Below are 24,588 nucleotides of genomic sequence, written 5' to 3'. Positions count from 1 at the left end.
AGCCGGTCATCACGCTCCGGCATCCGCCTCGGCCGCCGAATCCAGCCACGCAGAGCCTCGGGGTGGACGCCGAGGTCGACGGCGAGTTCTTGATCTGCGGTTTCGGATCCGAAGTGCGATACATCCGCACCGCACGCTCACGCAACTCCAGCGAGTACTTCCTGGGGGCAGCCATAGTCGATGTTCCTCTCATAGGACCCATCTGCCCCTCTGTCACCCACCTCGGCATCTCTGGGGAACCTCAAATGGCTGCCTTGCGTGGATCGATGAGCCCGTCTCGGCGGCTGTGTCCACGAGAAGGTGAACAAAGCCGGTCAGGAGTCGGCCGTGGTGAGGTTCCAGTTCATCAGCACACTCATCTCGGTCATGCCGAGAGCCTCGTACAGCTTCTTGTTGCCGATGTCTTCGCCCAGCAGGTTGATCCTCAGGTTCCTGGCCCCCTGTGCGCGAGCAGATACCGCACATGCCTGCATGACTGCCTTGCCGTACCCACGGCCGCGGTACTCAACGTCCACTTCCACATTGAGGATCATGGCATAGCGGCTTTCGCCCGCGCCGCGGAGCGCGTACCAGAGCCGCCCGACGGGATTCTCTTCTTCTTCCACGCCGATCGTGCAGAGCATGTTGTCGGGTGTGTCGAGTCCGTTGGGGAGGAGCCTGGAAAACTCCTTGTGGGCGCGGGCCTCCGCGTCTTCGAGGGACACCACACCTGCGGCCATGGTGCGGGTTGCGTAGTCCGCGACGACGTAAGGGACATAGACGCTGTAGTCCTGCAGCGTCATCGGGATCAGGATGAGCCCAGTGGTGTTGCCAGTCATGGTGTCCTCTCGGTGGCTGGCTTGTCATTGACGGTCGCCGGTACTGCCTGCCGCCTTTGGGTGGTACGCACATCTCGTACGCTGCGGCTGGAGACTGAGCAGGTTGCGGCCAGGACGATGATCAGCCCACCGCCGATGAGAAGGTTTCGCGTTCCCACGCTGTTCGCCAGTGGTCCGGCGAGTGCTTGCCCGAGAGGGACCGCAGCCGAGGATCCGATGATCTGGAACGAGGCGACACGGGCGAGCCTTGCTGGGGGGATGGTGCTTTGAACAGCCGTGCTCGAGGCGACCATGACCTGTTCCATCGACAGGCCGGCGAGAAAGCCGGCGGCTATCAGCACCGGCGGGTGGCTGCTGAAGGCGAGTGTGAGAGGAAGGACTCCGCTGACTGCCGTCATGGCGACGCCTGTCGCCACTCCCCGTTCGGGTCTCCAGCGCAGGGCGACCAAGCCGCCGACAATGGTTCCCGCAGCGTAGGAGGCTAGGACAAATCCCCAGGCCGCCTCGCCGATGTGGTTCACGGCGATGAGGGGGCCGATGACCTGGATTGCGCCCGCCCACACGGCCTGCCAGATGGTGGCCTGCAGGACGACGATCCACAGCCAGGTGTGTGAGACGAATTCGGACCACCCTTCGCGCAGGTCCGATACGAGTGTGCCTCGCTTGGGGAGCTTGACCGGACCCGATGCTTTCACCCGGCTGAAGAGGTAAGCGGCAAGAACATAGGTGGCGGCGTCCACGATCAGACCCCAGCCGGAACCACAGGCTGCCACGAGGAGGCCACCAACGGACGAACCGATGACAAGGGCGAGCTTCGTGGATAGGCGAAGCAGGGCATTGGCTTGCGGAAGCAGGTCTTTCGGGACGGTCTGTGCCACGACCGCCATACTGCTGGGCATCGCCAGGGCTGAGAGGGCACCACTCAAGGCAGCCAGGGTGGTCAGCAGTGGCATCGAGCAGAAGCCGCAGACGACGGAGATGCCGGCTGCGGCTTGGACGCCTCCGGCCGCCAGTGCTGAACCTTGCATGAGGAGGGCCCGCGGCATCCTGTCCGCCAGCACACCGCCGTAGAGCATGACGACTGTGCTGGCAAGGGCACGCACGGCGACCAAAAGCCCGAGTTGCGCTGCTGAGCCGGTGAGGTCGAGCACGGCAAAGGCCAGCGCGACAGGCGCGATCCCGTTCCCTAGAAAGCTGATGAAGCGGCCGACCGCGACGTTCTTGAAAGCCGCGTGCTTCAGCGGGAGGAGGGAGTACTTGCCGGCGGCCACGTCTGCTGCTTTCGTTTTCTACTGCTTCGAGGGACGGCGGGGTGCCGTGTAGCGAATAGGCATGCCGTCGTCCTGCAGAACAGGTACGCCGCAGGCCATGAAGAAAGTTGGGAACTCGTCGACCTGGTCCAGCTTGCAGAGTTCCTCGACTTCGTCATCACGGAAGGCACCGGTCAACGCCGCACCCAGTCCCAGTGCTGCCGCGGTCATGGAGAAGACCTGCGACAGGTGGCCGACATTCTGCAGGAGAATCTTGTAGGCCCTCGGATGGGGGTACTTCCATGCCATCCGAGAGGCGACCGCCGTCGTGAAGACGCAGAACGCCGCTCCGGTAGCGATGGTCTGTTCGTGGATCAGTCGCTCGATCGTCGCGCGCGGCACTTCCGCGCCCACCGGCGCCAGGCCGTGACGGATGGCGTCGTAACGGTAGACGCCCGGCTGCAGCCCGGCCACGTTGAAGATCACTACGTAGGCTTCCGCCTCGTGGCGCGCGCCGCCCGAGGCGCTGGCACGCAACTGAAGCACGCCCATACTTCCGGATTCGATGAACCTCAACGGACCGAACGTGTAGTGAAGCAGCGTGGAGAAATCGTCAAGACCCACGGGCTCGTCGTTGAAGCTGCGATGGGTTCTTCTCTTTTCCAGCACGGACTTGAAGGTGATGTCCATGTCGACCCAGATGCGGGGCAGGTAGACGATTTCTTCATCGTCTGCGTGCGGCTTGCTGTTGGGAGGCTTATCCCCCCTCTCCGCAAGCCGCTTGAAGTACTCGGGTATCTTCTCTTCATCTCCCCGCACGAACGGGGCATTACGGATTGATGTATGGAACTGCCATGCAAGGTTTCCCCACTCCCGCCAAGGGGTCGGGGGTACTGTCGGGCGTTCCGTGTCGTCTGCTTCGACGAGAAATCCGAGTGAAAGCAGGTTCAGTGCTGCCTCGCGCACTGCCTGGTCGCCTTCGGTCAGCAATTCGAGATCCGCAGGCTCTCGGGCCGACATCACCAGTTGCGCCATCCTGGAGTGGAGGCGGACGCGCTTGGATACGATCGGGGACGAGGCGTATATCTCAGGCCCGTCCACACTCAGGAATACAGGATTAACTACACGGACCCGCATGGCGGTTATTACCTAGTCCCCGGTTTTGGTCTCGAATATGTGCAGACAGTGGCGTCTTCGATGCTATCGAAAAGAGAGTTGATCCGTACGACCGCCGTCAATCATGCCGCCTCGCGTCGACTATGCATGAGGCGGGCAGCGAACCCCTACCGCCGCGCGGTTACCGCTTGACCGGGCTGGTCATGAAAGGAGGATCCGAGGCTTCCGCGCACCTCCGCCTCGACGAACTACGCGGCGGCCTATTCATGGCCAACAGTGAAGGCAAACCAGTCGGCGCCTGCCTCGCAGCGACGCCGACTGGTGATCCAGATTTAGTCGGGAATGTCGTCGAAGCAGAGAAGGGAATCACCCTCGTTCTCCACCACGGCAACGAGGGTCTCGTTGGTGGCCTCCATGCATTTCACCCCCTATGGATCTAACCGCCGACCCCTGCCGGCACCGTGATCATCACCCGGCCGCCTCGATATCCACAAGCCCATTTTGAGGAACGTTTACTCGCCGATATACATGTGCCTGAAAATTTCCACTCGGGCGACGCGAATCCGACTTGGGGTAAAGCTAATAGTAGTGACCCATATTGATCACTACGCCGTACTCCTCCAAGCCTCTGATGCGCAGTGGGCTTTACTATTTCTTCAGACGCGGCGCGGGTATCCGTTCCGACCAGGGCGGAACCAAGCCGGCGCGATGGCCGGGTTGCGGGCAGAGCCTTGGCATGAAGCGGGTATGACCGCTTTCTGATCATGGAATGTCCGATGCGTAGTGGCCGGGTGGCGTCGCGGGCGTTTTGCCTGAGGGCGGCAGCGATGCCGCGGCAGCCGGCGAGGCGGAGGGCTCCGATGGCGCGGTTGCGCCAGGTGGCCATGGCGCGGGAAGCGTTGCCTGTCCGAAGCTGTGAGGCAACGGTGCAGACCTTGAGCCGACGGATCTCTCCTGGGCCGTGCCCCTCCTCGGTGGTGCGGTTCTGCAGCGGGATCTGCTTCCAGGGACGGGACTTCATCTGCTTGCGAAGCTTCTTCTGGTTGCCCTTGACGATCACGATGTAGTGGACGTCCCGGCCGATCAGATACTCGGCGTGTTCGCGCCGAGTGTGCATTGCGTCGCTGGTCACGACCGCTCCAGCCAGCTCGGTGCCGTCAAGCAGAGCTGGAAGCAGGTGATCTCGTTCGTCCTGGTCTCGACGTCGACCTGCCCCAGGACGACAGCGGTCGTGTGGTCGACGGCCGCCAACAGGTGGATCTTCCGGCCATGCGCATGGGCGGTCCCGCGCAGGGACTTGCCGTCCACCGAGATCGCTCGCAGCATCGTCCGCCGGCCTGAGGACGCCTCGCGGCCAGCCAGCTGCCGACGGCCCGGTCCAATACATCGCAGTCGACCAGGGGCAGCACGAGAAGGAGTACCAGTCGCAAGCGACAGCGCTCAGCGGTGTGTCTCGTCCAAGCCCATCCGCTCACGCATCGCTCACGCAAGCACTTCCACGGCGTCCCCGCCGTGCGGCTCTCCATGCCCGATTCCGCCCCGGAAAAAGCAAAAGCCCCAGGTCACGGCGAGTGAGTCCTGAGGCTTAAGCGGAGCCGCCTTCGGGATTCGAACCCGAGACCTACGCATTACGAGTGCGTTGCTCTGGCCAACTGAGCTAAGGCGGCGCGCCCTGTCGCACCATGATGCGATCAGCAGCGTCGCCAAGTCTACACAGTTTCGAGGGGTGCTCCGTACCGCCCCGTTTCCACGCCTCAGTCGCAGGTCAGGAGCACTTCTTGCCGTCGTCCGGCGCGGTGCCCTCCAGGAGGTACGTGTTGATCGCCGTGTCGATGCAGTCGCTGCCGCGGCCGTACGCCGTGTGCCCGTCGCCCTCGTAGGTGAGCAGCGTGCCCGAGGCGAGCTGGCCGGCGAGGGACTGCGCCCACTTGTACGGGGTCGCCGGGTCCCGGGTGGTGCCGACGACCACGATCGGGGCGGCGCCCTCCGCCTTGATGGGGTGCGGGGCGCCGGTGGCGGGGACCGGCCAGTAGGCGCAGTTCAGGGAGGCCCAGGCGAAGCCCTTCCCGAAGACCGGCGAGGCCTTCTCGAAGGTGGGCAGGGCCTGGGTGACCGCCTCGGAGGTGGTGAAGGCGGGCGGGAGGTCCAGGCAGTTCACCGCCGCGTTGGCGTACATGAGGTTCGCGTACGTACCGTTCGGCTCGCGCTCGTAGTAGCTGTCCGCCAGGGAGAGCAGCCCCGAACCGTCACCCGCCTTCGCACCGGTGAGCGCCTCGCGGAGCTGGGGCCAGGCCGTCTCGTCGTACATGGCGGCGATGACGCCCGTGGTGGCGAGGGACTCGCCGAGCTTGCGGGACTCGCCCGTGGCGATCGGCTTCGCGTCGAGGTCGCTGAACAGCTTCTTCAGGTTGGTCGCCGCGTCGGCGGCGGACACCGTGCCGAGCGGGCAGTCCGCCTTCTTCACGCAGTCCGCCGCGAAGGACTGGAACGCGGTCTCGAAGCCTGCCGTCTGGTCGCGGTTCATGTCGACCGACGGCAGCGAGGGGTCCATCGCGCCGTCGAGGACGAGCCGGCCGGCCCGCGCGGGGAAGAGCTCGGCGTACGTCGCGCCCAGGAAGGTGCCGTACGAGGCACCGACGTAGTGCAGTTGATCGTCCCCGAGCAGCGCGCGCAGGATGTCCATGTCGCGGGCCGTCTCCACGGTGGAGACGTGCGGCAGGATCTCGCCCGAGCGCTGCTCGCAGCCCGTGGCGAACTTCTTGAAGGCGCCGCTCAGCTTCGTGACCTCGACCGCGTCGTCAGGGGTCTGGTCGACCTGTGTGTAGGCGTCCATCTGCGGTCCGGTGAGACATTCGACGGGTTCGCTGCGCGCCACCCCGCGCGGGTCGATGGCGACCATGTCGTAGCGGGCGCGCACCTGGGCGGGGTAGCCGATCGCGGCGTAGCCCTGGAGATAACCGATGGCCGATCCGCCGGGACCTCCCGGATTGACCAGGAGGGAGCCGATCTTCTTGCCGGGCCCTGTGGCCTTCTTGCGGGAGACCGCCAGCTTGATCTCGCCGCCGTCCGGCTTCGCGTAGTCGAGCGGCGCCTTCATCGTGGTGCACTGGAATCCGGTCACACCGCAGTCCCGCCAGCTCAGGTGCTGGGCGTAGTACGGCTTCAGCGCGGCCGGTACGGCGGAGGGCGAGGCCGAGGCCGCCTGCGCGGGCGACGAGGCGCCTGTCGTCGAACTCCCACTGCTACAGCCGGAGATGAGGAGGCCGGCAGTGCCGAGCGCAAGGGCGAGGGTGCGGAGCGGGCGCCTGGTGTGCATGTCCGGAGCGTAGCCGCCGGGCGGCGACTCGCCCGTTTCCCTGCTCTTTCGGGTGATTCGGCGATCAGCCCGGCTGCGCGACGGTCACCTCCGTGCAGCCGTGCCCGGCGGCTTCAGCCCGCTCGCAGCGCCATCGTCATCGCCTCCACCGCGAGCAGCGGGGCCACATTGCGGTCCAGCGCCCGGCGGCAGGCGGTCACGGCCTCGATCCGGCGCAAGGTGCGCTCGGGTGTGGACGAGCGGGCGATGCGGTCGAGGGAGTCCTGGGCGTCGGCATTGGCGATGGCGATCCGGGAACCCAGCTGCATGGCGAGCACGTCGCGGTAGAACCCGGTCAGCTCGGTGAGCGCCAGATCGAGGCTGTCGCGCTGGGTACGGGTCTTACGGCGCTTCTGCCGGTCCTCCAGCTCCTTCATCACCCCTGCCGTGCCCCGCGGCATCCGCCCCCCGGCGGAGGCACCGAGCGCGGCCTTCATGTCTTCCGTCTCCTTGACGTCGACATCCTCGGCCGCCTGCTTCGCGTCATCCGTGGCGGTGTCGATCAGCTCCTGCGCGGCCTTGAGACAGCCGCCGATGTCGTCGACGCGCAACGGCAGCTTCAGGACGGCAGCCCTGCGGGCACGGGCCCGCTCGTCGGTGGCGAGGCGGCGGGCCCTGCCGATGTGCCCCTGAGTGGCGCGGGAGGCGGCCGCGGCCCGCTCCGGGTCGATGCCGTCGCGCCGGATCAGGACATCGGCGACGGCTTCGACCGACGGGGTACGGAGGGTGAGGTGGCGGCAGCGGGACCGGATCGTGGGCAGCACGTCCTCCAGCGAGGGTGCGCAGAGCAGCCACACCGTGCGCGGAGCGGGCTCCTCGACCGCCTTCAGCAGCACATTGCCCGCGCCCTCGGTGAGGCGGTCGGCGTCCTCCATGACGATGACCTGCCAGCGCCCCACGGCCGGCGAGAGCTGGGCGCGGCGGACCAGCTCCCGGGTCTCCTTCACACCGATGGAGAGCAGATCGGTGCGGATCACGTCGACATCGGCATGCGTACCGATGAGGCTCGTGTGACAGCCGTCGCAGAAACCGCAGCCCGGCGCCCCGCCCAGAGCGCGGTCCGGACTGGTGCACTGCAGGGCGGCGGCGAAGGCCCGTGCCGCAGTGGACCGGCCGGATCCCGGGGGGCCGGTGAACAGCCAGGCGTGGGTCATCCTCGAACCGGGTGGCACCGGCTGCCCCGTGGAATTGGCGGTGACCAGCGCGTCGGCATCCCGGGCGGCGGCGCCGAGCTGCTCCTGCACGCGGTCCTGGCCGACCAGGTCGTCCCAGACGGACATGGGTCACCGCCCTTCCGGTGGTGTACGGCCGCGCCGCCGTTCCGTGGAACGGCGGCGCGGCCCTGTGTGGTTCTCGTCATGGCTGTCGCCGTGGCGTTCGTCGATCCGGCTTCCCATTGTGGGGGACGGGTCTGACAATCCCGGCAGACCGGCGGACGGGCTCCGGCCGCCCGGGGAACGGACGGCGGCAGCGCGGCGGCCGGACGACGATGGTCCTGCGCCTGTTCGTTCGCGCAGGACCATCGGCTCGGCACACCCGGTCAGCGGCGCGGGCGGCGTCCCCGGCCCTTGGGTTCGGGGCCCTCGTCGTCGTGGTCGCCGAGCAGCTCGTCCGCCAGCGTGGGCAGGTCGTCCAGCGGGGTCTCCTCCGCCCAGTCCGGGCGCGGACGCCGCGACCGTCCGGACGACTCCGGCCGGCTCCGGTCCGCATCCGGGTCCGCATGCGGGTCGGTGATCTGCGGCAGCTCACGGGTGCGCTCGTTCTCGCCCTCCGGCACGGAACCCGCCGGGTGCTCGTCCCGGAAGATGCCACGAGGCACCCGGTCCGCGGGGTCGGCGTCGCGTCCGGAGTTCCGGCCGGAGTTCCGCCCCGTGTCCCGCCCCGTGTCCCGTACCGGCGGAAGCACCGCCGTCTCGTCCGCCGCACCGGGGGTTCCGGAGGCGTCGGAGATCTTCGGGATCATCGCCGTCTCGGCCTCGTCGGAAGGCCAGGGCGCGGACGGCGACGCGCTACGTGCCCGCCCGGAGCCGGACTGCGGATCCACCGGGGACGGCACCGGCTGCGTGATCTCGTTCGGGTTGACGATCGGGGTCGGCACCGTCAGCTCACTGTCCGACTCGGACGGCGAGGACTGGGCACGCGAGGACTGGGCACGCGACGCATTCGCGGCCGCAGCCGCCTCCGCCGCCTCGGCATCGGCTACCGCCTGCGCGGCCGCCGCCCGAGCGCGGGCGCTCTCCGCTGCCACAGCAGCATCGGCTTCCGCCTGCCTGCGAGCCGCCTCGGCCCGGAGCAGAGCCTCCTCGGCCTTGCGCTGCTTCTCCAGACGCTTCGCCTCGGCTTCCTGCCGCAGCCGCGCCTCTTCCTCCGCCTGGCGGCGCAACCGTGCCTGCTCGGCCTCGCGGGCCGCGTCCTCGGCCTCGATCCGGGCGCGCTCCTCCTCGGCGATCCGGCGGGCCTCCTCGGCACGCTGCCGGGCCTCTTCCGCCTGCCGTTCGGCCTCGCGGCGGCGCGCTTCCTCCTCCTCGCGGCGCTTGCGCTCCTCCTCCTCGGCACGGAGCTTGGCGAGCTGCTCCTGCCGCTCGCGCTCCAGGCGCTCCTCCTCCGCCTTGCGCGCGGCCTCCTCCTCGGCGAGGCGCCTGGCCTCTTCCTCGGCGGCCTTGCGCGCCTCTTCCCGAGCCTTGATCTCGGCCTCGGAGAGCGGAAGGAGATGGTCGAGCCGGTGACGTACGACCGTGGTGATCGCCTCCGGTTCCTGGCCGGCGTCCACCACCAGGTAACGCGTCGGATCGGCGGCGGCCAGCGTCAGGAAGCCGGAGCGCACCCGGGCGTGGAACTCGGGCGGCTCGGACTCGAGCCGGTCGGGCGCCTCGGTGAACCGTTCCCTCGCGGTCTGCGGGTCGACGTCCAGAAGCACCGTCAGATGCGGTACGAGCCCGCTCGTCGCCCAGCGCGAGATCCGGGCGATCTCCGTCGGCGCGAGATCGCGGCCCGCACCCTGGTAGGCGACGGACGAGTCGATGTAGCGGTCGGAGATGACGATCGCGCCCCGCTCCAGCGCCGGACGCACGACCGAGTCGACGTGTTCGGCGCGGTCGGCTGCGTACAGCAGGGCCTCGGCCCGGTTGGAGAGCCCCGCCGACGACACGTCGAGCAGGATCGAGCGCAGCCGCTTGCCGACGGGGGTCGCACCGGGTTCACGGGTGACGACGACCTCGTGGCCCTTGGCGCGGATCCAGTCGGCGAGCGCCTCGACCTGGGTGGACTTGCCTGCTCCGTCACCGCCCTCCAGGGCGAGGAAGAAGCCGGTCGCGGCGGGGGCGACCGCCGGGTCGCCGCCGCGCAGCGCCTCGCGCAGATCGCGGCGCAGCGGTACTCCGGAACGGTCGTCCGTCTTCGCGAGGACGATCGCGGCGACCGGCAGCAGCAGGGCGCCGATCAGCATCAGGGTGAAGGCGGCGCCGCCGTGCGCGAAGACGAAGTCGCCCGCGGTCAGGCGCTGGGTGCCGATGGCGGCGGCCACCAGCGGGCCGCCGACCGCGCCGAGCGCGATCAGGACCCGGACGACGGCCTGGAGGTGCTCGGTGGTGCGGGCCCGGCGGAACTCCTCGGTCTCCTGGTCGACGAGCACATGGCCGGTGTTCGCCGCGACACCCGCCGTGTATCCGGCGAGTACGGCGATCAGGACGACAGTCGCCGTGTCCGGCACCAGGCCCATCGCCAGGAGGGCGACTCCGGTGACGGCGGTGGCCAGGGAGAGCAGCCGCCGGCGCGACAGGGTCGGCAGCACCTTCTGCGCGGTGCGGATGCCGACGCCCGTACCGCCGGTCAGGGCGAGGATCAGCAGGGCGAAGGTGGCGGGGCCGCCACCGAGGTCGGCGGCGTGCAGTACGGCGACGGCGGCCGCGGCCGCGATCGCTCCGGCTACCGCGGCGCAGGTCGCGACGATCAGCGGGACGGCGCCGGTGCGGCCCTTGTCCGGTCCGCTGCCTGCGGACGGCCGGCGCAGCCCCTCCAGGGGCGAGCGCGGACGGGGCGTCGGCGTACCGGGCAGTTCCAGGAAGTACAGGGTGGAGATGGAGGCGGAGAACAGTCCGGCCGCGACGTACGAGCCGAGGGCCGCCTGGTGGAAGGAGAACCACTCCAGGCCCGAGCCCAGCAGATTGCCGATCAGCGTGGCCACCAACAGCACGGCCGCGGCGGCGGGAACAGCGGCGAAGTCCGTACGCAGGGAGAGCCGGCGCAGCGCGTCGAGGTGGTCCGGCAGCGGGCGCACCGCGGCGCCCTCGATCGGCGGGGCGGGCAGCAGCGCGGGGGCGGCGCTGTCCTTCGCGATCGTCCACAGGCGTTCGCCCGCACCGGTGACGAAGACGGTGATCAGGATCATCATGAGCGCCTTGTCGGGCGTCCAGTCGATCCACAGGGGCGCGATGACCAGCAGCGCGAGCCGCAGCCCGTCGGCGCCGATCATCAGCCACCGCCGGTCGAGCGGCCCTCCCGGGGCCGTCAGGGTCGTCAGCGGCCCCAGGAGTACGGCTCCGAAGAGCAGGGTGGAAATAATCCGGGCCCCGAAGACGGCGGCGACGGCGAAGGCCGCCCCGCGGTATCCGGATCCGAATGAGCCCTCTAGGACCGCCGCTTGCAGCGACAGCAACACCAGCACGAGAAGGGCGAGTGCATCGCCGGTACTGCCGACGAGCTGGGCGCTCCACAACCGCTTCAGCGGGGGAACACGCAACAGGGCTCGTACGGCGCGCTCGCGTGAGTCTGCGGCAAGTGTGTCGGAGGTGGGGCTCACGACCGTTGGCTGCTCGGCTCGCGTCATCCGCCCAGCCTATCGGGAGCGAGGCAGTGCCCGGAGTCCGCGTCCGAACATACGACCGCAGACTCACCGATCCAGCCTGCCGCCCGGAACGGTTTCCACACCGCAGGACCCTGCAGACCCCCGCAGGACCTCTCCCTCTCAGCCCCCAGGGGTACCGCCCAGCCGGCACTCACCACAGCCCCGCGCCGGGGTACTGCCCCCGGCGTACCGCCCAGCCACTCCCCCACGTACTTCCCGCCCCCGCCCCTCCCCGCATGCCTCCCAGCCCCGCCTCGGTACTTCCAGCCCCTCCGGCGTTCCCTTCCGGCCCCTCCGGCGTTCGAGGAGCGGGGTCCGGGGCGGAGCCCCGGTCACGGGAAGGGGCGGGCAGGGGACAAGGCCCGCCGCAGGCGCCCCACCCGCACCCAGCCGGGCACCCCGGAACACAGCAACGCCGGGTGGCCTGGATACATGTCCAGCCCACCCGGCGTTCAGGAACCCGTCGCGGCCCCGGAAGGTCAGTCCTCCGCGGAGGCCGAGGAAGAAGCCGTCTTCTTCGCCGCAGTCTTCTTCGCCGCAGTGGTCGTCTTCTTCGCGGCAGTCGTCTTCTTCGCCGCAGTCTTCTTGGCCGCCGTGGCCGTCTTCTTCGCCGCGGTCGCCTTCTTGGCCGGCGCCTTCTTTGCCGGAGCCTTCTTCGCCGTCTTCTTCTTGGCGGGCCCCTTGGCACGCTTCTCGGCGAGCAGCTCGTAACCACGCTCCGGCGTGATCTCCTCGACGCTGTCGTCGCTCCGCAGCGTCGCGTTCGTCTCGCCGTCGGTGACGTACGCGCCGAAGCGCCCGTCCTTGACGACGACCGGAGCACCGCTCACCGGGTCCGTGCCCAGTTCCTTCAGCGGCGGCTTGGCGGCGGCCCGCCCGCGCTGCTTGGGCTGGGCGTAGATGGCGAGGGCCTCGTCGAGCGTGATGTCGAAGAGCTGGTCCTCGGAGGTCAGCGACCGCGAGTCCGTGCCCTTCTTCAGGTACGGGCCGTAGCGGCCGTTCTGCGCGGTGATCTCGACACCCTCGGCGTCCTCGCCGACCACACGCGGCAGCGACATCAGCTTCAGAGCGTCGGCCAGTGTCACCGTGTCGAGCGACATCGACTTGAACAACGAGGCCGTCCGCGGCTTCACCGCGTTCTTGCCGGTCTTCGGGGTGCCTTCGGGCAGCACCTCGGTGACGTACGGGCCGTAGCGCCCGTCCTTGGCGATGATCTGGTTCCCGCTGACCGGGTCCGCACCGAGCTCGAAGTCGCCGCTGGGCTTGGCCAGCAGCTCCTCCGCGTACTCGACGGACAGCTCGTCGGGCGCCAGCTCCTCGGGGACGTCCGCGCGCTGGTGGCCCTCGGAGTCCTTCTCGCCGCGCTCGATGTACGGGCCGTACCGGCCGACCCGCAGCTTGATGTCGTTGCCGACGGGGAACGAGGAGATCTCCCGGGCATCGATCGCGCCGAGGTCGGTGACGAGCTCCTTGAGCCCGCCGAGGTGGTCGCCGTCGCCGTTGCCCGCGTCGGACGCCTTTCCGGCACCGGCCGCATCGTCCCCGGCCTGTGCGCCGAAGTAGAAGCGCTTCAGCCACGGCACGGACTGGGCCTCGCCCCGCGCGATGCGGTCGAGGTCGTCCTCCATACGGGCCGTGAAGTCGTAGTCCACGAGCCGGCCGAAGTGCTTCTCCAGCAGGTTGACCACGGCGAACGACAGGAACGACGGCACCAGCGCCGTGCCCTTCTTGAACACATACCCGCGGTCGAGGATCGTCCCGATGATCGAGGCGTACGTCGACGGGCGGCCGATCTCGCGCTCTTCGAGCTCCTTGACCAGCGAGGCCTCGGTGTAGCGGGCCGGCGGCTTGGTCGCGTGGCCGTCGACGGTGACCTCGTCGGCGGTCAGCGCGTCGCCCTCGGCGACCTGCGGCAGCCGGCGCTCGCGGTCGTCGAGCTCGGCGTTCGGGTCGTCGGCGCCTTCGACGTACGCCTTCATGAAGCCGTGGAAGGTGATCGTCTTGCCGGACGCGGAGAACTCGGCGTCCCGGCCGTCGCTCGCCCGGCCGCCGATCTTGACGGTGACGGAGTTGCCGACCGCGTCCTTCATCTGAGAGGCGACGGTCCGCTTCCAGATCAGCTCGTAGAGCCGGAACTGGTCGCCGGTCAGACCGGTCTCGGCCGGAGTGCGGAAGCGGTCGCCGGAGGGGCGGATCGCCTCGTGCGCCTCCTGCGCGTTCTTGACCTTGCCGGCGTACGTGCGGGGCTTGTCCGGCAGGTAATTCGCCCCGTACAACTGCGTGACCTGGGCCCGGGCCGCGGTGATCGCGGTCTCCGAGAGGGTCGTGGAGTCGGTACGCATGTAGGTGATGAAGCCGTTCTCGTACAGCTTCTGCGCGACCTGCATGGTGGCCTTGGCCCCGAAGCCCAGCTTCCGGCTCGCCTCCTGCTGGAGGGTCGTCGTACGGAAGGGGGCGTACGGGGAGCGGCGGTACGGCTTCGACTCGACGGATCGTACGGCGAACGTGGAGTCGGCGAGCGCGGCAGCCAGGGCGCGGGCGTTCGTCTCGTCCAGGTGCAGGGTCTGGGCGGAACCGGCCTTGAGCTGCCCGTCCGGACCGAAGTCGCGGCCCTGGGCGATCCGGCGCCCGTCGACCGCGCTGAGGCGGGCCGTGAGCGTCGAGGGGTCGGAGGCGTCACCACTGCGGCCGGTCGCGAACGTGCCGGTCAGGTCCCAGTACTCGGCGGAACGGAAGGCGATGCGCTCGCGCTCCCGCTCGACGACGAGGCGGGTGGCGACGGACTGGACACGGCCCGCCGACAGCCGCGGCATGACCTTCTTCCACAGGACCGGCGAGACCTCGTAGCCGTAGAGGCGGTCGAGGATACGGCGGGTCTCCTGGGCGTCGACCATGCGCTGGTTGAGCTCGCGCGGGTTGGCGACGGCGGCCCGGATCGCGTCCTTGGTGATCTCGTGGAAGACCATCCGGTGGACGGGGACCTTGGGCTTGAGCACTTCCTGCAGGTGCCACGCGATGGCTTCGCCCTCGCGGTCCTCATCGGTGGCGAGGAAGAGTTCGTCGGATTCGGCCAGCAGCTGCTTGAGCTTCCTGACCTGGGCCTTCTTATCGGCATTGACGACGTAGATCGGCTGGAAGTCGTTCTCCACGTCGACGCCGAGGCGGCGCACCTCGCCGGTGTACTCGTCCGGCACCTCGGCGGCGCCGTTCGGGAGGTCGCGGATGTGCCCGACGCTCGCCTCGACGACGTATCCGGGGCCGAGATAGCCCTTGATCGTCTTCGCCTTGGCAGGCGACTCGACGATGACGAGTCGGCGGCCGCCCTGTGCGGTCTCGCTGGTCGGGGACAACTTCGCTCTTCTCTCCGGTCGACGCTCGGTGGGCATCAGGGCAGCGCGATGACGCTGCCGACAGTGCTGTCGCTGCGGAGTGTGACGGTACAACCCGCCCCCGTGTCAAACGGCAAAAGCCCGCAACGGCCACTCGAACGGTAACCCGACTTCCGCCATTCCTGCCGCCCGGCCCGCTCCGTCCGCCATGCGCACGGCCGCTGCCTGCGGGTTTCGGCGGCACTGTGGCTGCCCTGCGGGTACGGGGGGCGAGGGGCGGACGGCCCGGGCGTGTTCCCGGGCGGGTACGGGTGGCCGGGGCGCAGAAGGCTCGGATGCGGGTGCAGATGTGGGCTCGGATACCGGCTCGGATACGAGGACGAATGTCAGATGCGGGTGAGGCACCACACTCCGAGGACGAGGAAAAGTACGCCGAACACGGTGGCGAGTGCGGTGGAGACGGCGGGGCTCACCCCGTGCGCCACCGGCGCACGATGCAGCACGCGCGCCCCCGTCCACAGCAGCAATGCGGCGCCGAACAGCGCGAACACCGTTCCGGCGAAGACAGCAGGTCCGCTCTCCATACCCGTACGCCTCCCTGTCCCCCAGCCGCGGCCCGGGATGGTCTGCCCGTACCGGTGCCGCCCGGTTCCGGGGGAGACTCCCACCGCGGAACGTCGTCGACGCGAACGCCGGGTGAACAGCCGAGCCGCGGTGGACACGTCAGCGCGCAGGCGCGGCAGCGGCCATGGCCGAATTCACATCACGTCGAGGGTCGCTCGCCGCCTGCTGCCGCGTTCGAACACCGTCAGCAGTACGACGGCGAGCACGACGTACCCCGCCCCCGTCACGAGCTCTGCGGCAATACCCCGGCCGTCGAGACCTGCGCCTGCGGACAACTCGCGTGCCGCTTCCGCCGCGTGGGTCATCGGCAGGACGTCCCCGACGGCCCGCATCCACTCCGGCAGGTTCTCCCGCGGCACGTTCGCGCCGGTCAGGAGCAGAAGTCCGGAACTGGCCACGTTCGAGATGAGGAAGACATCACGGAACCGCAGCCCCAGCGCCCCCAGCGCCAGGCCGAAGGCGGAGCATCCCGCCGCAGCGGCGAGCAGGACCGCGGCCAGCCCGGGCAAGGCTCCAACCGGAATCCGGAGCCCGAGCAGCAGACAGGCCGCAGAGAGCGTGAAGACGCTGATGACAAGGCCGTTCAGTACATAGGGCAGAGCGCGGCCGAACCAGAGCGGAGCCCGGTTCCGAGGGCTCAGCAGCACGGCGCCGAGTGTCCCGTAACGGCGTTCGTTGGCGATCGCCATCGTGCCGCCGTACACGCAGGCGGTCGACGCGGAGACGACGGCGTTGCCGAGCAGATAGAACTGGTCGTCGGCGACGTGGAGCTGCCGTCCCAGGAAGACGAAGAACAGCAGTTGCAGCAGCGGTCCGACCAGCAGGGTGCCGATGAACATGGGCGGCGTCGTCCAGTTGAAGAGGGCCCGGTAGGACAGGCCGCCACCGATCACGACGAGCCGCAGAGCGGAAACGGTCCTCCGGCGCAGGCCGGGGGCTACGGCGGCCGGGACCGGTGTGTACGCCGGGACCGGTGTGTACGCAGGCATGTGGGGCAACTCCTGTTGTGGGGCGAAAACGCTTGGGGGCGGACGGCTCAGCGGCTTAACGGCTCAGCGGCTTCAGGCGAGGGAGAGGGTGGCTGCGGCCCGCGCACGCTGTTCGACCCGCCCCAGAACCAGGACGGCGACCACTGCGTACACCGCGCCGAGGGCAAGGGCCACGGCCATCGGAACCAGCACCTCAGCGGCTCCCGCCCCGCCCGAGGTCGCCGCGTGCACCGCCCGCGAACCCCAGGTGGTGGGCAGCGCCCAGGAAACCGGACGCGTCCACTCCGGCAGCACGGTGACGGGCACGAGCATCCCGGACAGCAGCCACACGGGGGCGTCGAGCGGGTTGGCGAGCGCGTTGGCGTTGCGCAGCAGCACGAACGTGGCGGCGAGCAACAGCCCCATCATCCCGAGCGCCAGGACACACACCGGAACGGCGATCAGGAAGAGCAGCGGGTGCGCGAAGTCGAGCGGCACGTCGAAGAGCACGGCGCCCCAGATCACCGTCGCCCCCATGGCGTACGTACCGATGACGGCGGTGGCCAGGGTGATCGGCAGCAGTACGAGAGAGAGCGGAGTGGGAGAGGCGACCAGGGTCTCCAGCGTGCCGAGCCAGCGCTGGTTCTGTACGGCTCCGCCCGAACCGAAGAGCACCGAGGACCAGATGCCCATCAGCCCGGCGCCGACGGCCGCCGTGAGCAGGTGGTCGGGGTCGTCGGCTGCGCGGAAGAGATAGACGGCGAGGGTCGCGTACACCAGCGGTACGAGGACGGCGAAGGTGATTTCGATCGGTGAACGGCTCATGTACGAGACGTGGGTCCGCACGCCGACGACGATCAGGCGCAGGGCCCGGGCGGGGGTCACGCCGCGGCCCCGTCGCCCGTCGTGGACCGGACCGTCCCGGCAGCCTGGGCCGCCGCTGCCGGTGCGACGGCCGCGTCCGTCCGGCCCTCCACCGGAACGTCCTTCCGTTCCTCCACCGGGGCGTCGGTCCGGCCCTCCATCGGGGCGCCCTTCTCCGCCTCCTCGACGATCGCGATGTAGGCGTCCTCCAGCGTGGGCTCACGCGTGACGACCCGTCCGACCCGCACCCCGTCGAGGGCCACCAGCACCTGCGCGTGCAGTTCCGCGCCGCGTTCCGTCTGCACGATGACGGCCTGTCGGCTGCCCCGGTCCTCGGCGGCCACCCCGTGCACGCCTGCCAGCGCCCGGATCCGGTCGAGGTGCTCCTCGCCCGCCCCGTACGCCTCGATCTCCAGGACGCCGCGCTCCTGGACCCGGGACTTGAGCCGGTCCGGAGTGCCCAGCGCACGGATCGTGCCGCCGGCGATGACCGCGATCCGGTCGCACAGCTCATCCGCCTCGGCCATGTAATGGGTGGTCAGCAGCACGGTGGTGCCACCGGCCCGCAGATCGGCGACGGTGCGCCGCAGGTCGCGCGCCGCCACCGGGTCGACACCGATGGACGGTTCGTCGAGGAACAGGACATCGGGCCGGTGCAGAAGTCCGCGCGCGATGTGCAGCCGCTGCCGCATTCCCCGCGAGTACCCCTCGACGCGTTCCTTCTCCCGGCCGGTGAGGCCCACCAGATCGAGCAGTTCGGCGATCCGCCGCTTCTGCTCCCGGGGTTCGACGGCGTACAACTCGGCGAAGTAGCGCAGATTGTCGAGGGCGGAGAGCCGGTCGTACAGGCCCCGGTCGCCGCCGAAGACGTAGCCGATCCTGCGGCGTACGGCAACGGGGTCGGACGCCACGTCGTGGCCCAGGACCCGGGCGGTGCCCGAGGTGGGCAGCAGCAGGGTGTTGAGCATCTTGATGGTGGTCGTCTTGCCTGCGCCGTTGGGGCCGAGGAGTCCGAAGAGCTCGCCGCGTGCCACCTCGAAGGTGACCCCGCGCACGGCTTCCGTCTCGGTGCGGCGCGGACGCAGGAAGCCGGTCCGGCTGGTGTAGGTGCGGCGCAGGTTCTTCGCCTCGATCGCAAGCATGGCGGGGACGCTAGGCCCGGCCGTACCGCACCCGCCATCAATTCGGGGGCCGCCGAATCGTCCCTCGCCTCCCCCGCCGCACTGAACCGCCGCCCCACCGGCATGCCCGCTCAGGACACCGCGCGCAGCACGTCCTCCCCGGAGAGCAGCGCGAGCAGGGCCCGGCCGGTGTCCGTGAGCTGGTAGTACACGCTGCGGCCGATCCGGTGCCGGGTGACGACATCCGTCTCGGCGAGGACCGACAGATGCTCCGAGACCGTGCTCGGCGCGAGACCCAGCCGGTCGGCTATCCCGGCCGTGGTGAGCGGTCCGCCGAGCTGCCGCAGGACCGAGGCACGGCCCCGGCCCAGCAGCAGCCCGAGCCGGTCACCGCTCTCGGCGCGATCCACCGGCCGCTCACGCAGCGCACCCGCGCCACGGGCCTGGAAGGAGACCGCCAGAACCTCGGGGTCGTCGGTGGAGTAGAGCCGGCAGCCCTCGGCGAAGACGAGCGGGACGAGCAGCAGCCGGCGCTTACCCGCCCAGTACTCCGCGTCGATGTGCTTCGTCAGCTCAAGGACCGGCGGCGTCCACTTGACGCGGCTCTCCAGACCGGTGAACAGCGCGTCGATACCTTCGGTGGCGAAGGTCCGGGCCCTGATGAGGACCTCGTCCTCGACGAGCCGGCGCATGGTGGGCCAGTGCGCGGCCATCGCGCCTTCCCAGTACGCCGCGTACGCGTCGGCGAGGGCCGAGCAGGCCGCCTCGGGGTCCACCAGGTACGGGCGGATGCGGGGGTGGTCCTCAAGCGCGGGATAGTGCTCGGCGATTCCTGCCCGTACGACATCGGCGGGCGTCGCCCGGACGGTCTCCAGCTCCGCCTCGACCGAAGTGGCCCCGACCGGACGCGGCAGCAGGAAGTCCGGGAAGCCGTTCGGGCCGTCGATCAACAGCCGCAGCGCATCGGTCCGCTCGTCCTCCCGCAGCACCTCGCGGGCGCGCGCCACCCACTCCTCGTAGGGCCGGGAAGGGATGCGGTGCGGCATGGCCAGATGCAGGCTGCAGAACGCGTCCCACAGCGGGCTGATGGCGATCCGCGTCGCGCCGAGCGACGCCTCGTCCAGCTCGATACGGATCATCCGGCCATCCGCCCGGCCGGGGGCAGGGGCTCCAGGAAGCCCTCTTCGACCAGGAGCCGGATGGCCTGCGGGGTGCGGTCGCGCAGCTGCACCGGGTCCTCGTTCATCAACTGGGCGATCGCGTCCAGGATCCGCCCGGCGGGCAGCGATCCGTCGCACACGCCCGCGAATCCGGCACCGACCGCGTCGACCTTCGTCGCGCGTCGCATACCGCGGTTCTGACGCAGCACCACATGCTCGGGATCCTCGGCCCCCGGCAGCCCCACCTGCTCCTGCACGACCTCGGCGGCCAGGGTGAAGTGCGCGGCCAGCAACCCCGCGTCGTCCTGCTCCCGCAGGTAGTCCTGGCGGGCGAAGTGCGCCTCGACGGCCGGTCCGAGCGGCTGTTCCACCGCGTGCGGCCACTCCTCGATCACGATCGAGGGTTCTCCGGCGGCAGCCGCAGCGGACTTCCTCAGGGTGATCCAGCCGAAGCCGACGCCCTTCGCCCCGTGGGCCTCGAACTCGTCCAGCCAGGCGTCGTACCGCGCGGCGTACTCCGCGGGGTCCGTGCGGTGGTCGCCGCTGTCACGCAGCCACAACTCGGCGTACTGCGTGACGTCCTGCACCTCGCGCTGCACGATCCAGGCGTCGCAGTCGTACGGGATCCAGGACCGCAGCCTGTCCTGCCACTCCTCGTCCTCGGTGTGCTGCCAGTTGGCCAGGAAGTGGGCGTAGCCACCCTCGTTGAGCCGGTCGCCGGTCTGCTGCACCAGGGTCCGGCACAGGTCGTCGCCCGCCATGCCGCCGTCGCGGTAGGTGAGACGGGCGCCGGGCGAGATGACGAAGGGCGGGTTGGAGACGATGAGGTCGTACGTCTCGGTGCCGACGGGCTCGTACAGGGACCCCTCGCGGAGGTCGGCCGGGGCGGCGCCGGACAGGGCGAGGGTGAGCCGGGTGAAGTCGAGGGCCCGTGGGTTGAGGTCGGTGGCCGTGACCTGCGTGCCGTGCTGCGAGGCGTGCAGGGCCTGGATGCCGGAGCCCGTGCCGACGTCCAGGGCGGAGGCGACGGGCCTGCGGACGGTGATCCCGGCGAGGGTCGTGGAAGCGCCGCCGATCCCGAGGACGACGCCCTCCTCGTGCGAACCGATCCCGCCCGCGCCGCCCACTGCGCAGCCCAGGTCGGAGACGATGAACCAGTCCTGGTCCTCCGGCCCGCTGTACGGCCGCACGTCGACCGTCGCCCGCACCTCGCCGTCCGTCTCGGTCAGCCAGCCGTCCGCCACGCACTCCGCCAGCGGCAGCACGGCGGCTGCCCGCCCGGCCGGGACCGGGCGCTGGAGCAGGAAGAGGCGAACGAGCGTGTCGAGCGGCGCGTCACCCCGGGTGGCCCGCAGCGCCGGAACCGTCTCGCTGCGGGCGAGCGCGGCGTAGGCGGGTGCGCCGAGCAGGTCGAGGAGCCCGTCGGCGGTGAAGGCGGCGGCGAGCAGGGCTTCGCGGAGCCGGGTCGCGTGGTCTGCTGCGGGAAGGCTGGTCATACTCACATGCCCCATTGTGAGGGCTCCCACTGACAACGGCAGCGGCCCGTCGGCCCACCAGGGGCCGCCGGGCCGTTCGTACGCCGGCCGGACGGCAGGCGTACCTCTGCTGTGGCAGCCGTACAGCTGCTCGTGAGGGTCCCGCGGCCGAGGCCGGGAACTGCCGGGTTACGACTTCTTGCTGGGCGAGGCGGACGCCTCCTTGGACGGCGTCGCCTCCTTCGAGGGCTTCGCGTCCTTCGAGGAGTCGGCCGAGGGCACTGCCGAGGCCTTCGGCTTCTGGCAGCCCGGCTGCTTGGCCATCGCGGCACCGACCTCGCCGGACTGGAGCTTCTTCAGCGCCTGGTCACCATTGGTGCTGATCTTGTTCAGCTCGTCCGCGATGCCCTTGAGGCCGTCGGCGAACTTCGCCTGGTCCTTCGTATCCAGGTCATCGACCTTCTTCTGCAGATTCGCGTAGGCCACGGAGGAGGCGTTGAGCTCCTTCACGGCCTCCTTCTGCGTCGTCTCGCCGTCGTCGACCGGCGGCGGACCCGCCGAGTCGACGGCCGTGCCCAGCGCCTTGTACGCCTGCGAGATCTGCTGGAAGGCGGCCGAGTCGGTCTTCTGGACGTCGGCGGGCTTGCTGTTGTCGGCGGTCTGCTGCTGGATTGAGGCGTTGGCGTTCGCGATCTTCTGCAGCTGGGGCTGGACCTGGTCACAGACCTTCTTGGCCCAGTCGTTCACCTTGTTGTCGCTGTCGTCGCTGCAGCCCGACAGCGTAAGTACCAGTACCGCACCGCCGGACAGCGCGGCCGCAAGCTTCTTGTTCACCGGATTGGTCCCTTCCAAGGCTCTCGGCCCCGGAACTTACACGCCGAGCGCCCCCCATCCGGGTGCCGGGCGCCCGATGGATGGCCTTTTGCAGCCATTTGCACCAAGGGAAATGAGGGAGATACAACTCACCCGCACGGCCCCGGAGTATGGGAACACCCGAACGATCCACCACTCGTGCGGACATACCGACGGGCGGACGCGGCATCAGGATGCCTCGCCCGCCCGCGCCCTGATCAGGCGTCGCCCAGTGACGGCGTACGCGGTGCGGAATCCGGCTTACTGAGCGGCCGCCGGGTCGGCCGGCCTGGCCGTACCCTCCCCGTCGCCGCCGTCGGAATCGCCTTCGTCCCCCACCGCGATCCCCCGCCGCTTGGAGACGTAGACCGCGCCGACGATGACCGCGATGGCCAGCACCGCCACCACCGCACGCACTCCTGCGCTCGCGTCCTCGCCGTAGCTGAACTGCACTACCGCGGGTGCGATGAGCAGCGCCACCAGGTTCATCACCTTGAGCAGGGGGTTGATCGCCGGCCCGGCCGTGTCCTTGAACGGATCGCCGACCGTGTCACCGATGACGGTCGCGGCATGGGCGTCACTGCCCTTGCCACCGTAGTGACCGTCCTCGACGAGCTTCTTGGCGTTGTCCCAGGCACCGCCGGAGTTGGCGAGGAAGACGGCCATCAGCGTCCCGGTGCCGATCGCGCCTGCGAGATACGAGCCGAGTGCGCCGACACCGAAGGTGAATCCGACCGCGATCGGCGCCAGCACCGCCAGCAGACCGGGGGTGGCCAGCTCACGCAGCGCGTCCTTGGTGCAGATGTCGACGACGCGCCCGTACTCCGGCTTCTCCGTGTAGTCCATGATCCCGGGGTGCTCGCGGAACTGGCGCCGCACCTCGTAGACCACGGCGCCCGCGGACCGGGACACCGCGTTGATGGCGAGGCCGGAGAAGAGGAAGACCACCGCGGCTCCGAGGATCAGGCCGACCAGGTTGTTGGGCTGGGAGATGTCCAGGCTCAGCCCCATCTCCCCGGCCGAGGCGCCGACGTCGTCGACCGCGGTGGCGATCGCGTCACGATAGGAGCCGAAGAGCGCCGCCGCCGCCAGGACGGCGGTGGCGATGGCGATGCCCTTGGTGATGGCCTTGGTGGTGTTGCCCACGGCGTCCAGGTCGGTGAGGACCTGCGCTCCGGCGCCGGTGACGTCGCCGGACATCTCGGCGATGCCCTGCGCGTTGTCGGAGACCGGGCCGAAGGTGTCCATCGCGACGATGACACCGACGGTGGTGAGCAGCCCCGTACCGGCCAGCGCCACCGCGAAGAGAGCCAGCATGATCGACGTACCGCCGAGCAGGAACGCCCCGTAGACGCCGAGCCCGATCAGCAGCGCGGTGTAGACGGCGGATTCCAGGCCGATGGAGATACCGGCGAGCACGACGGTGGCCGGTCCGGTCAGTGAGGACTTGCCGATGTCCCTGACAGGGCGTCGGGTGGTCTCGGTGAAGTAGCCGGTCAGCTGCTGGATCAGGGCTGCCAGCACGATGCCGATGGCGACCGCGACCAGCGCGAAGACCCGCGGGTCCCCGCCGTGCGAGGTGATGGCCGCGTCGGTGACCCCGTCCAGTTCCGCGTACGAGGACGGCAGGTAGACGAAGACCGCGACGGCCACCAGTACGAGTGAGATGACGGCGGAGATGAAGAATCCGCGGTTGATGGCGGTCATCCCGCTGCGGTCGGTGCGTCGCGGGGCGACCGCGAAGATACCGATCATCGCGGTGACCACACCGATCGCCGGCACGATCAGGGGAAAGGCCAGCCCCGAATCGCCGAAGGCGGCCTTGCCGAGGATGAGCGCGGCGACCAGCGTGACCGCGTACGACTCGAAGAGGTCGGCAGCCATGCCCGCACAGTCCCCGACGTTGTCACCCACGTTGTCGGCGATGGTCGCGGCGTTACGGGGGTCGTCCTCGGGGATGCCCTGTTCCACCTTGCCGACCAGGTCGGCACCTACGTCGGCGGCCTTGGTGAAGATGCCTCCGCCCACCCTCATGAACATCGCGATCAGCGCCGCACCGAGCCCGAAGCCCTCCAGCACCTTGGGCGCGTCGGCGGCGTAGACGAGGACCACGCAGGAGGCACCGAGGAGCCCGAGCCCCACGGTGATCATGCCGACCACGCCGCCCGTACGGAAAGCGATCTTCATTGCTTTGTGCGAAACCTCGGTGAGATCCTTTTCCGGTTCGCCTTCCGCGGGGGTCGCCTCACGCGCGGCGGCCGCCACTCGGACATTGCTCCGTACGGCCAGCCTCATGCCGATGTATCCGGTGGCTGCCGAGAAAAGCGCACCCACCAGGAAGAACAGCGAACGGCCCGCGCGCTGCGACCAGTTGTCGGCCGGAAGCAGCAGAAGCAGGAAGAAGACCACGACGGCGAATGCGCCGACGGTGCGCAACTGCCGGGCCAGATAGGCATTCGCGCCCTCCTGGACCGCCGCCGCGATCTCCTTCATGCGCTCGGTGCCCTCGCCCGCCGCCAGCACCTGGCGCACCAGCAGCCGGGCGACTACCAGTGCGGCTACAGCGACGACCGCGATGACGATCACGATGACACGGTTGTCATCGGTGAGTACCGCGGCCGCGAGAGTGGTGGGTGGGTCGGAAAGTGCGGAAAACTGCGTCAGTTCTGCCAGTGGTGTGGTGCCGAACCCCGCCATACGTCCTCCTTGACGCTCAGCGCTCAAGACGTGGACGGATTGTAGGGAGCGGAACACGATCAAAACAGTGCGCGGTAAATGTAATTGACCTCCATCCACCGAACGGCAATTGATCG

17 protein-coding genes and 1 tRNA gene are annotated in these 24,588 nt (G+C 69.4%); all 18 read right to left on the bottom strand.

The genetic code is table 11. The annotated features are described in order from the left end of the window. Window positions 1-314: 314 nt before the first annotated feature. Window positions 315-818 (bottom strand): GNAT family N-acetyltransferase, encoded by a 504-nt coding sequence (locus OG912_RS19000; RefSeq protein WP_327710392.1) that lies wholly within the window; start codon window positions 816-818, stop codon window positions 315-317. Next, a complete protein-coding gene (locus OG912_RS18995) occupies window positions 815-2,089 on the bottom strand; it encodes an MFS transporter (RefSeq protein WP_327710391.1) in 1,275 nt (424 codons plus the stop codon). Before OG912_RS18995 ends, OG912_RS19000 begins: the two co-directional genes overlap by 4 nt. Window positions 2,090-2,107: 18 nt before the next feature. Next, window positions 2,108-3,103, bottom strand: coding sequence for a SagB/ThcOx family dehydrogenase (locus OG912_RS18990; RefSeq protein WP_327710390.1), 996 nt, complete (start codon window positions 3,101-3,103; stop codon window positions 2,108-2,110). 517 nt (window positions 3,104-3,620) lie between these two features. After that, window positions 3,621-4,316: a hypothetical protein gene (locus OG912_RS18985; protein WP_327710388.1), complete on the bottom strand. Its 696-nt coding sequence runs from the start codon at window positions 4,314-4,316 to the stop codon at window positions 3,621-3,623. Then, window positions 4,313-4,510 (bottom strand): hypothetical protein, encoded by a 198-nt coding sequence (locus tag OG912_RS18980; protein ID WP_327710387.1) that lies wholly within the window; start codon window positions 4,508-4,510, stop codon window positions 4,313-4,315. The genes OG912_RS18985 and OG912_RS18980 overlap by 4 nt, the downstream gene beginning before the upstream one ends. 267 nt (window positions 4,511-4,777) lie before the next feature. Then, window positions 4,778-4,851: transfer RNA gene (locus OG912_RS18975), tRNA-Thr, on the bottom strand. 98 nt (window positions 4,852-4,949) lie between these two features. Continuing rightward, window positions 4,950-6,500 (bottom strand): alpha/beta hydrolase, encoded by a 1,551-nt coding sequence (locus OG912_RS18970; RefSeq protein WP_327710386.1) that lies wholly within the window; start codon window positions 6,498-6,500, stop codon window positions 4,950-4,952. A 113-nt stretch (window positions 6,501-6,613) separates the two neighbouring features. Continuing rightward, complete coding sequence (locus OG912_RS18965; RefSeq protein WP_326737097.1) at window positions 6,614-7,819, bottom strand: DNA polymerase III subunit delta'; 1,206 nt, start codon at window positions 7,817-7,819, stop codon at window positions 6,614-6,616. 260 nt (window positions 7,820-8,079) lie between these two features. Further along, window positions 8,080-11,364 (bottom strand): dTMP kinase, encoded by a 3,285-nt coding sequence (tmk, locus tag OG912_RS18960; RefSeq protein ID WP_327710385.1) that lies wholly within the window; start codon window positions 11,362-11,364, stop codon window positions 8,080-8,082. Window positions 11,365-11,861: 497 nt separating this feature from the next. Then, a complete protein-coding gene (topA, locus tag OG912_RS18955; protein ID WP_327710384.1) occupies window positions 11,862-14,732 on the bottom strand; it encodes a type I DNA topoisomerase in 2,871 nt (956 codons plus the stop codon). 365 nt (window positions 14,733-15,097) lie between these two features. After that, a complete protein-coding gene (locus OG912_RS18950; RefSeq protein ID WP_326737100.1) occupies window positions 15,098-15,295 on the bottom strand; it encodes a hypothetical protein in 198 nt (65 codons plus the stop codon). A gap of 174 nt (window positions 15,296-15,469) precedes the next feature. After that, entirely contained in the window at window positions 15,470-16,324 is an 855-nt protein-coding gene (locus OG912_RS18945; RefSeq protein WP_327710383.1) for an ABC transporter permease, read from the bottom strand. Window positions 16,325-16,396: 72 nt separating this feature from the next. Then, window positions 16,397-17,188: an ABC transporter permease gene (locus OG912_RS18940; protein ID WP_327710382.1), complete on the bottom strand. Its 792-nt coding sequence runs from the start codon at window positions 17,186-17,188 to the stop codon at window positions 16,397-16,399. Continuing rightward, the gene (locus OG912_RS18935) at window positions 17,185-18,309 is read right to left on the bottom strand and encodes an ABC transporter ATP-binding protein (protein WP_327710381.1); all 1,125 of its coding nucleotides are present in this window, start codon (window positions 18,307-18,309) and stop codon (window positions 17,185-17,187) included. Before OG912_RS18935 ends, OG912_RS18940 begins: the two co-directional genes overlap by 4 nt. Before the next feature lie 110 nt (window positions 18,310-18,419). After that, complete coding sequence (locus OG912_RS18930) at window positions 18,420-19,427, bottom strand: helix-turn-helix domain-containing protein (protein ID WP_327710380.1); 1,008 nt, start codon at window positions 19,425-19,427, stop codon at window positions 18,420-18,422. Continuing rightward, entirely contained in the window at window positions 19,424-20,959 is a 1,536-nt protein-coding gene (locus OG912_RS18925; protein ID WP_327710379.1) for a DUF7059 domain-containing protein, read from the bottom strand. Before OG912_RS18925 ends, OG912_RS18930 begins: the two co-directional genes overlap by 4 nt. 153 nt (window positions 20,960-21,112) lie before the next feature. Next, window positions 21,113-21,757, bottom strand: a complete 645-nt coding sequence (locus tag OG912_RS18920; protein ID WP_327710378.1) for a small secreted protein — start codon at window positions 21,755-21,757, stop codon at window positions 21,113-21,115. A gap of 279 nt (window positions 21,758-22,036) precedes the next feature. After that, window positions 22,037-24,472, bottom strand: a complete 2,436-nt coding sequence (locus OG912_RS18915) for a sodium-translocating pyrophosphatase (RefSeq protein WP_326737107.1) — start codon at window positions 24,470-24,472, stop codon at window positions 22,037-22,039. Window positions 24,473-24,588: the final 116 nt, after the last annotated feature.

The sequence above is a fragment of the Streptomyces sp. NBC_00464 genome (assembly GCF_036013915.1).
Lineage (GTDB): Bacteria > Actinomycetota > Actinomycetes > Streptomycetales > Streptomycetaceae > Streptomyces.
The sequence above is the reverse complement of the archived record's forward strand: the minus strand, read 5'-3'. Positions and strand labels throughout refer to the sequence as shown.

What these genes read in the sequence shown, in the direction of transcription:
- OG912_RS18935 (WP_327710381.1), bottom strand. Translation starts at nt 18,309, where the DNA reads ATGCTTGCGATCGAGGCGAAGAACCTGCGCCGCACCTACACCAGCCGG.
- OG912_RS19000 (WP_327710392.1), bottom strand. Translation starts at nt 818, where the DNA reads ATGACTGGCAACACCACTGGGCTCATCCTGATCCCGATGACGCTGCAG.
- OG912_RS18945 (WP_327710383.1), bottom strand. Translation starts at nt 16,324, where the DNA reads ATGCCTGCGTACACACCGGTCCCGGCGTACACACCGGTCCCGGCCGCC.
- OG912_RS18950 (WP_326737100.1), bottom strand. Translation starts at nt 15,295, where the DNA reads ATGGAGAGCGGACCTGCTGTCTTCGCCGGAACGGTGTTCGCGCTGTTC.
- OG912_RS18980 (WP_327710387.1), bottom strand. Translation starts at nt 4,510, where the DNA reads ATGCTGCGAGCGATCTCGGTGGACGGCAAGTCCCTGCGCGGGACCGCC.
- OG912_RS18915 (WP_326737107.1), bottom strand. Translation starts at nt 24,472, where the DNA reads ATGGCGGGGTTCGGCACCACACCACTGGCAGAACTGACGCAGTTTTCC.
- OG912_RS18970 (WP_327710386.1), bottom strand. Translation starts at nt 6,500, where the DNA reads ATGCACACCAGGCGCCCGCTCCGCACCCTCGCCCTTGCGCTCGGCACT.
- OG912_RS18990 (WP_327710390.1), bottom strand. Translation starts at nt 3,103, where the DNA reads ATGGCGCAACTGGTGATGTCGGCCCGAGAGCCTGCGGATCTCGAATTG.
- tmk (WP_327710385.1), bottom strand. Translation starts at nt 11,364, where the DNA reads ATGACGCGAGCCGAGCAGCCAACGGTCGTGAGCCCCACCTCCGACACA.
- OG912_RS18965 (WP_326737097.1), bottom strand. Translation starts at nt 7,819, where the DNA reads ATGTCCGTCTGGGACGACCTGGTCGGCCAGGACCGCGTGCAGGAGCAG.
- OG912_RS18930 (WP_327710380.1), bottom strand. Translation starts at nt 19,427, where the DNA reads ATGATCCGTATCGAGCTGGACGAGGCGTCGCTCGGCGCGACGCGGATC.
- OG912_RS18925 (WP_327710379.1), bottom strand. Translation starts at nt 20,959, where the DNA reads ATGGGGCATGTGAGTATGACCAGCCTTCCCGCAGCAGACCACGCGACC.